Below are 6380 nucleotides of genomic sequence, written 5' to 3'. Positions count from 1 at the left end.
GGGGCTACGACCTAGCGGCCGCCTTCTTTTGCTTACTTTTCTTGGCGGAGCAAGAAAAGTGAGCGGCTGCCGGGCCGCTCCCGGCGAAGGGTTGATCGAAGAAAGAACAGCAGAAGTTACGACAAACGACAAGTCGAAACAACTCAACCGGAGATAGAAGCCGAGACCGGAGACGCTATCCGGGCAACCAACCGCCCCAACACCTCCTGCCCCTCAACCCAATCCCCCAACCCCGACTCCGAGTTGATATGCCCCACCTCCCCGGCATAAACAAACTCACTCCCCCACACGCCAGCCCAATACTCCGCCCGCGCAGCAGTCATCCAGGGATCATCCCCGCTCCCCACCACAACAGAGGGAAATGGCAACGCAACCTGCACGGAATCAACCACACCAAACTTGACCGGATCAGCCGGCGCCACCAACAAAGCCCCCGCAATCAACCCGGCATCCGCAGCAGCACGATGCACCGTCGTAAGACAGCCAAAGCTGTGCGCCACGATCAGCGTCGGTCGGACGTCTCGTTGCAAGACATCCTGCAAGCGTTGCGACCACACCGGCAGATCAGGCGTATCCCAACGATCCTGCTCGACGCGTTCAAAAGAAGGATAAAGACGCTGCCAGCGCGACTGCCAATGTTCCGGCCCGCTGCCATGCAATCCCGGGACGACCAGCACACGAAAATCGGCGAGACGCGGCACACTGCTGTGCTTTGCCGTGCCCTTGCACTCCGATTGCGTCTGCGTCGTCTTGCTCATGTCAGGCCACCCTGGTCTCCGCGTGCGAGGGCGCCGAAACTTGCACAACCGGCGCAGCCAGCGTCGATTTCGGCGTATCCCACAGATAGCCCTGAGCATACACCGGCAGCGCGAGAGCTTGCCCGAATGCCTGCAATTTTGCGAACACGACCGGATTTTCAACACGCTTGAAGACCACCCGGATATCCTGCTCGCCGGCGATGCGCAGAAGTTTCTCGGTGCTTTGCTCATCGGTGATCTCGCGCGCATCGACCTTGATCAGATCGGGCTTGACCTTCTCCAGCAAGGCCAGCGCATCGCGCGCGTCGGCCGCACTGATGCCCAGCTTGAATCCGTTGCGCCGATAGTTGTCCAGCACATAGTTCAGCAGCCAGCGCTGGTTTTGCGTGACCACCGGCATTTGCAACACGATCTGCTCGTGCGGCAGCTCCAGCATGTTGAGAATGCGCCGGAAGGCAATCCCGTGGTTGCTGTCGACCGCCGCCAGCAGGCGCGCGTGCACGCTCAAATGAAGACTGACGTTGTCCTCCACCTGGCGATAAAAATTGATGGAATGCAGCATGCGGCACAAGCGATCCAGTTCGATCGATTCGTCGTCGCTGGCGGCCTGATCTAGCAGGCGCCACAGGTGCAGGCCGCTGTCGTCTTCCGAATAGCTGCGCGCAAACCCTTCATGCGCAACGATGCCGGCGTCGGCAATCGCTGTGCTGCCACTGCCGCTGCCGAACACGCGTATCGGTTGAAAAGCGGACGTCAGCGTCGTATTGAAATACTTGCCTTGCGCCCGCCCTTCCGCATCCAACCATACCCTGGACTCTTCCCTGACGGAGCCGTTGAGACGAGCAAGATATTTTTCCAGGGCTTGATACTTCATCAATGGCTCCAATGCAATAAGAGCGGCTAACAAAACGCCGCTGTCGGCGTTGCTTCTCCTAGCCGTACTTTCGTACTGTCTTCGTCGGCGCGCCTTGCCATCGGCGTTTTGTTAGCCGCTCTAAAGATGCAGCCAGGATCAGAGCTTGGCGATCGATACTTCGGTCGCCTTGACCAGTGCAACCACTTCGCTGCCGATCACCAGGCCCAGGTCTTTGACCGAGCGTGTGGTGATGACGGAGGTGACGATACCGGCCGGCGTCTCGACATCGACTTCGGAGACGACGGATCCCTCGATGATGGCTTTTACTTTGCCCTTGAATTGATTACGGACGTTGATGGCTTGAATGGTCATGCTTTGCTCCTTGAGGGACTGCGGTTAAAAAATGAGATAAATCAAATGGCCCACTGCACCTGGCTGACGCTCTTTTGCAGTGAGATATCGCCGAGCGTACCGTCCGGCGCACTGGCCGGATGTTGCAGCACGCGCGACAGAATGGTTTCTTCGAGCTGGGCGAAGGCAAGGTTGCCGCGAGCGCGAGGACGAGGCAGGTCGATGAGCTGATCGAGCGTGATGCGACCGTCTTCGATCAGCACGACACGATCCGCCAGCGCGATCGCTTCCTGTACATCGTGGGTCACCAGCACGGCGGTAAAGCCGCGCTTCTGCCACAGCGATTCGATCAGTTGCTGCATCTCGATGCGCGTGAGCGCATCCAGCGCGCCCAGCGGTTCATCGAGCAGCAACAGTTCCGGGTCGTGCACCAGTGCGCGGGCCAAGGCGACGCGTTGACGCTGGCCGCCGGACAGCACCGCCGGCCATTCGCCGCCGCGCTCTTCCAGACCGACCTGGCGCAGGGCTTGCGCCGCCGACGACAGCGCCGATTTCGGCAAGCCCAGTGCGACGTTGTTGAGCACGCGCTTCCATGGCAACAGGCGCGAGTCCTGGAACATGATGCGCGTCTCGGGCGGATGCCCGTCCTGGGCGAAGGCGATGTCGCCGCTGGTGGCGGTTTCCAGTTTGGCGATCAGGCGCAGCAAGGTGCTCTTGCCGCAGCCGCTGCGACCGACGATGGCGACGAACTCGCCCGGCTTGACGTCAAGTTCGACCGACTTGAGTACTTCTCGGCCGCCGTAGGATTTGGACAAGGCCTTGACTGAAACACGGACACCACGTACCAGACGTTCGGCGACCTGCTTTACTTCGGTAGTTTCCACGTGATTGTTTTGCATCATGTCACCTTCTTTCATTGGTAACCCGGATGCCAGCGCAACCAGAATTTTTCCAGGCCGCGCGCCAGCACGTCGGCCAGCTTGCCCAGCAAGGCGTAGAGCAAAATACCGACCAGCACGACGTCGGTCTGCAGGAACTCGCGTGCATTCATGGTCATGTAGCCGATGCCGGCCTGCGCCGAGATCGTCTCTGCCACGATCAGCAGCACCCACACCAGACCCAGCGCAAAACGCACGCCCACCAGTATCGACGGCAAGGCGCCCGGCAAGATCACGTCGCGGTACAACGGCCAGCCCGACAAGCCGTAACTCTTGGCCATCTCGATCAGGCCTTTGTCGACCGAGCGGATGCCATGGAAAGTGTTGAGATAAATCGGAAAGAACACGCCGACCGAGACCAGGAACAGCTTCGACGTCTCGTCAATGCCGAACCACAGGATCACCAGCGGAATCAGCGCCAGCGCCGGAATATTGCGCACCATCTGCAAGGTGGTGTCTAGCAAAGTCTCGGCCTGACGGAAGGTGCCGGTCAGCAGACCGAGCAACAAACCAAGTCCGCCGCCGACGGCAAAACCGGAAGCCGCGCGTCCCGTGCTCACGCCCAGATGGACCCACAGCTCGCCGGTCACCGCGAGATGCCATGCCGCGCGCAAGACGGCGAACGGCTCCGGCAAAATGCGGCTGGACAGCCAACCGGCCTGCGCGGCGATCTGCCAGACGACGATCAGTCCGACCGGCAACGCCCATGATGCCAGTTGCTTGCCGCCGAAGCTGTCGCCGCGTTCGGCCTTGCGTAGCGATTTCGCCTGTGTAACGGGCGCAGTAACTGCCGCCGCTTCCGTCACGCCTGAACTTGTGATGCCTGCGCTCATGTCGATTCCTCAGCTTTCGGAGACGCGAAGTTCTGGCGACTCTTTCGTGGCTGCCGTTGCCTTGGGTGCCGACGGCACGTGGGTATTGGCCACGATCTCGCCGAACGGCCCGGTGATGTTGAAGCCCGGCAGATCTTCTTTCTGCTTGCGCGGCAACAGCGGGAACACCAGCTCGGCAAAGCGATAGGACTCTTCCAGATGCGGATAGCCCGACAGGATGAAGGTATCGACGCCCAGATCGGCGTATTCCTTCATGCGCGCCGCCACCGTCGGACCATCGCCGACCAGTGCCGTACCGGCGCCGCCGCGCACCAGGCCGACGCCGGCCCACAGATTGGGACTGACTTCCAGCTTGTCGCGCTTGCCGCCGTGCAGTGCGGCCATGCGGCGCTGGCCTTCCGAGTCCATCTTGGCGAACGACTTCTGCGCCTTCTCGATGGTCTCGTCGTCGAGCTTGCTGATCAGTTCGTCCGCGGCGCGCCAGGCGGCTTCATTGGTTTCGCGCACGATGACGTGGAAGCGGATGCCGAAGCGCAGCTTGCGGCCGGCCTTTTCGGCGCGGGCGCGCACCTTGGCGATTTTTTCCGCCACGGCTGCCGGCGGTTCGCCCCAGGTCAGGTAGACGTCGACTTGCTCTGCCGCCAAGTCGATGGCTTCGTCCGAAGAGCCGCCGAAATACAAGGGCGGATACGGCGTCTGGATCGGCGGATAAATGGCCTTGGCGCCCTTGACGCTCAGATGCTTGCCTTCGAAATTAGTCTCTTCTCCGGTGTGGGTCTTGCTCAGGACTTCGCGCCAGATTTTCAGGAACTCGTCGGAGATTTCGTAACGCTCCTGATGCGTACCGAAGATGCCGTCGCTCTCCTGTTCGGCCGGATCGCCGCCGGTCACGACGTTGACCAGCAGGCGTCCGCCGGACAGGCGGTCGAAGGTTGCGGCCATGCGCGCGGACAAGGTCGGCGCACTCAGGCCCGGGCGCACCGCCACCAGGAATTTCAGTTGTCTGGTTTCGGCGATGAGGCTCGATGCCGTCACCCAGGCGTCTTCACAGGATCGCCCCGTCGGCAGCAGCACGCCGTCATAGCCGAGCGTGTCGGCAGCGACGGCCACTTGCTTCAGATAGTCGTGGCTGACGCGGCGGCCGCCTTCCGAAGTGCCGAGGTAGCGGCTGTCGCCATGGGTGGGGAGAAACCAGAAAACGTTCATTGCAGACTCCAATCGATAATATTCAATACCGTTCCAACTCGGTTTTTGCATCACTCTCCGGAGAGCGTGGCGCACGGATGCCGTTACTTCAGCACCGCGTCCTTGACGTTCAATTTTTTCGGGATCAGCTTCAGCTCGAAGAAGGCATCGGCGATGTGCTGCTGCTCTTCCAGTACCTTGGCGTCGACCGGCTTGAAGATGTGTTCATAGCGCTTCAGGCTGACTTCGATGACATCGGCGTCCAGGCCCTGAATCGGCGCCAGCTGTGCTGCGGCTTCCTTGGTGTTGGCGCGGATCCATTGACCTTCCTTGGTGATTTCTTCCAGCAGGACTTTGAGGATCTCGCCGTTCTTTTCAGCAAACGGACGCGCGCTCAGGAAGAACTGGTGGTGGCTGACGGCGCCCACGCCTGTCGCCAGACGGCGTGCGCTGATCTGCTTCTCGGCGGCGGCCTGGAACGGATCCCAGATGGCCCAGGCGTCGACCGCGCCCTTTTCAAATGCGGCGCGCGCATCGGCGGGCGCGAGATAAACCGGTTGAATGTCGCTGTAGGTCAGGCCGGCTTTCTTGAGCAAGGCGACCACCAGCCAGTGCACATCGGAGCCTTTGTTGAAGGCAATCTTCTTGCCCTTGAGTTCGGCGACGGTCTTGATCGGCGAATCCTTTTGCACCAGCAAGCCTTCGGCGTTCGGCGTCGGGATTTCATAGGCGGTGTAGACGAAGTTGGCGCCGGCCGCCTGTGCAAATACCGGCGGCGCCTCGCCGACGTAGCCGAAGTCGACCGAACCGACGTTCAGCGCTTCCAGCAGTTGCGGACCTGCGGCGAATTCAGCCCATTTCACTTCCACGCCTTGCGCTTGCAGGCGTTTTTCCAGCGCGCCGTGCGCCTTGAGCAGGACCAGCGTGCTGGCGGCTTTCTGATAGCCGATGCGCAACACCGGCTTGGATTGGGCCAGCGCGACATTGGCGATACCCAAGCCGGCTGCTGCGATCGTCAGTGCCGACAGCAAACCCAAAGTGCGGCGTCTGGTAATACCTTGTTGTGAACTCATGTTGTTTTCCCGAATAGTTTTTTGGCGTAACAACGCCCCTCCACGCTTGGCGCGGACATCGATTTCTGAGGCGTCAGTAATGAAATTCTGTGTGGCGCTTGACGCTTACACGCTACATCGGATCTGCGAAAACGGAACGTCGGTAAATTCACCCGGCGCGGTCTTGTGCAAGGCAATCAGGCTGCTCGACAGTTGCTCAACGCCTTCCTGCACGCGCGCCACGATAGGCGCATCGAGTACGAGGCCATCCTGCTCCGACCAGGTGACCTGCGCTTCCGTCGCATAAATGCTCGGCAGGACATGCTTGGGATTCAACGACGACAACACCGGACGCAAGGCGTAATCGAGCGCCAGCATGTGCGACTGGCTGGGGCCGGTCGCCAGCG

Annotated in this window: 7 protein-coding genes and 1 pseudogene; all 8 read right to left on the bottom strand. The window is 60.8% G+C overall.

What is annotated here, in order from left to right; translation table 11 throughout:
- Positions 1 to 143: 143 nt before the first annotated feature.
- Positions 144 to 758, bottom strand: a complete 615-nt coding sequence (locus tag PMI16_RS24175) for an RBBP9/YdeN family alpha/beta hydrolase (protein WP_051994723.1) — start codon at positions 756 to 758, stop codon at positions 144 to 146.
- A gap of 1 nt (position 759) precedes the next feature.
- On the bottom strand, positions 760 to 1632 hold the full coding sequence (locus PMI16_RS24170; RefSeq protein WP_007884499.1) for an EAL domain-containing protein: 873 nt from the start codon (positions 1630 to 1632) through the stop codon (positions 760 to 762).
- Between the two features lie 138 nt (positions 1633 to 1770).
- Complete coding sequence (locus PMI16_RS24165) at positions 1771 to 1986, bottom strand: TOBE domain-containing protein (RefSeq protein ID WP_007884497.1); 216 nt, start codon at positions 1984 to 1986, stop codon at positions 1771 to 1773.
- 41 nt (positions 1987 to 2027) lie between these two features.
- A complete protein-coding gene (locus PMI16_RS24160) occupies positions 2028 to 2864 on the bottom strand; it encodes an ATP-binding cassette domain-containing protein (RefSeq protein ID WP_034382154.1) in 837 nt (278 codons plus the stop codon).
- Positions 2865 to 2878: 14 nt separating this feature from the next.
- On the bottom strand, positions 2879 to 3736 hold the full coding sequence (gene ssuC / locus PMI16_RS24155; protein ID WP_007884492.1) for an aliphatic sulfonate ABC transporter permease SsuC: 858 nt from the start codon (positions 3734 to 3736) through the stop codon (positions 2879 to 2881).
- Positions 3737 to 3745: 9 nt separating this feature from the next.
- Entirely contained in the window at positions 3746 to 4942 is a 1197-nt protein-coding gene (ssuD, locus tag PMI16_RS24150; RefSeq protein WP_007884491.1) for an FMNH2-dependent alkanesulfonate monooxygenase, read from the bottom strand.
- 83 nt (positions 4943 to 5025) lie between these two features.
- Positions 5026 to 5994 (bottom strand): sulfonate ABC transporter substrate-binding protein, encoded by a 969-nt coding sequence (locus PMI16_RS24145; RefSeq protein WP_007884489.1) that lies wholly within the window; start codon positions 5992 to 5994, stop codon positions 5026 to 5028.
- A gap of 105 nt (positions 5995 to 6099) precedes the next feature.
- Positions 6100 to 6380: pseudogene (locus PMI16_RS24140) on the bottom strand (NADPH-dependent FMN reductase); the annotation flags it as partial.

Source organism: Herbaspirillum sp. CF444, from assembly GCF_000282135.1.
Taxonomy (GTDB): Bacteria; Pseudomonadota; Gammaproteobacteria; order Burkholderiales; family Burkholderiaceae_D; genus Herbaspirillum.
The sequence above is the reverse complement of the archived record's forward strand: the minus strand, read 5'-3'. Positions and strand labels throughout refer to the sequence as shown.